Origin of the sequence: Streptomyces sp. NPDC056161, assembly GCF_042268025.1 — a bacterium.
Lineage (GTDB): Bacteria > Actinomycetota > Actinomycetes > Streptomycetales > Streptomycetaceae > Streptomyces.
In genome coordinates this window covers 1-1,540 of the sequence record NZ_JBHJUV010000154.1, presented here as the reverse complement: position 1 = coordinate 1,540, position 1,540 = coordinate 1, and the positions used below count along the sequence as shown (strand labels likewise).

Sequence of the window (1,540 nt, the reverse complement as noted above, 5' to 3'; positions counted from 1 at the left end):
CCCGACCGACCGAGGGGAGCCCCCGCCCACCGGGCGGAGCCGTGGCGGACGCCGCCCGGCGAGGCCGCCGCCGGTGGGGCGGAAACCGCCCCTGAACTGCGAAAACATGTGATCCAGATCACCCCCCGAGACCCCTGTTTCAGGTGGACCCGGACCCCCAAATAAGGCAGAATTAGTGATGTCGGAAGGGGATGGCAGCCCCCGACGACGAACCCCGAACCTTCAACACCAGGGAGCGACCGTGACCGTCAAGACCGAATGGATCGACACGAAGGACGTGCAGGTGGGCGACAAGATCGCCTGTCTGCTCAGCGACGCCAGCGCCTACCCGACCGTCACCGGCTGGACGGACCGTGTGCTGGAGCTGAGCAAGCAGGGCCTGAAGGACGTCACGCACCGGACGTTCCAGGTCAGCGGCGCCCCGTGGTGGGCGGAGGACATGACCACCTTCGACCTGTCGGGACAGGCGCTGATCGTCTCCCGCGACGCGAAGGAGGACCAGGAGCCGGAGCGCGGGGACGGCACCGGGAGGCCGTCCATCGAGCAGATGCAGAGCTGGATGTCCGAAGGCGGAGCCGAAGCCCAAGACGGGTGCTGGGTCGAGCCGGACGGCACCTGTGAACACGGGTCGCCGTCGTGGCTGCTGGCCATCGGCGTGATCTGACGCCGTGACCGATCGGGCGGGGGCGAGGCCCCCGCCCGCTCCCCGAACGCTTCAACGAACAGAAGGACTCCCCCAGTGGTCATCGCGTCCCCGTACACCATCGAACACTCCGCCCAGTGCCCGCCCGTCGACCCGCGCAGCAAGACGCGGCTCGACTGCCGCCGTTGCGACAGGACCCGGGAGTACGGCCCGTACTGGATCGACGGCGAGAAGCCCGTCACCTGCGGCACCTGCGGCGCCGTTGACGTCCGAACCCCCGCCGACCCCCGATTCGCCGGGTACGCCGGACACCACTCGCGGCCCGAGAACTGGCGCTCCGCGTGCTCCGGCGAGTACCTGGCACACGGCCGCGCGACCGCCGAGCGGTCGACCGAGCCCGGATGGATGCCGCTCGCGCACGTCCGTCTCGGCGACGTCATCACCCAGCGGGATAACTGGGGGAAGTGGGACGACCCCGCGATGGTGGTGGACATCGAGGAGGGCGAAGCGTCGCCGGGACACCCGCGCATCTTCGTCCGGTGGCTGAGCGACAACCCCCACCACGGTGGAGGCGTATGGGGAATGTGGGCCGCGCCGGGCACGCCGGTCCTGCTGGTCGAGGCGGCCACCGCAGAACCCCCGGCCGCCCATGTGAACGTCTACTACAGCAACGCGATCAGCCGTCGAAGCCAGGTCTACTCACGGTGCTACCGGACCGACGCCGCCGCCCAGGCGGACATCCGCGAGTTCTGGCCGTACAACAACACGAGGTCCACTGTTTCCCGGTGCTGGTGCCGCCGCAACGAGCTCCGATAGCCAGAGGCGACGCGGCCCGTCCCCGCCGAGCCGGCCGGGGCGGGCCGCGTCGTGCTGTGCGGCGGCGGTAGCGGACACGCC

At 70.3% G+C, this 1,540-nt stretch carries 2 protein-coding genes; both read left to right on the top strand.

Annotated features, from left to right (window positions below; genetic code table 11):
* Positions 1-241: 241 nt before the first annotated feature.
* Positions 242-664: a hypothetical protein gene (locus ACFC09_RS46050; protein WP_376539200.1), complete on the top strand. Its 423-nt coding sequence runs from the start codon at positions 242-244 to the stop codon at positions 662-664.
* Positions 665-739: 75 nt separating this feature from the next.
* Positions 740-1,459, top strand: coding sequence for a hypothetical protein (locus tag ACFC09_RS46045; protein WP_376539198.1), 720 nt, complete (start codon positions 740-742; stop codon positions 1,457-1,459).
* The last annotated feature ends 81 nt before the right edge of the window (positions 1,460-1,540 follow it).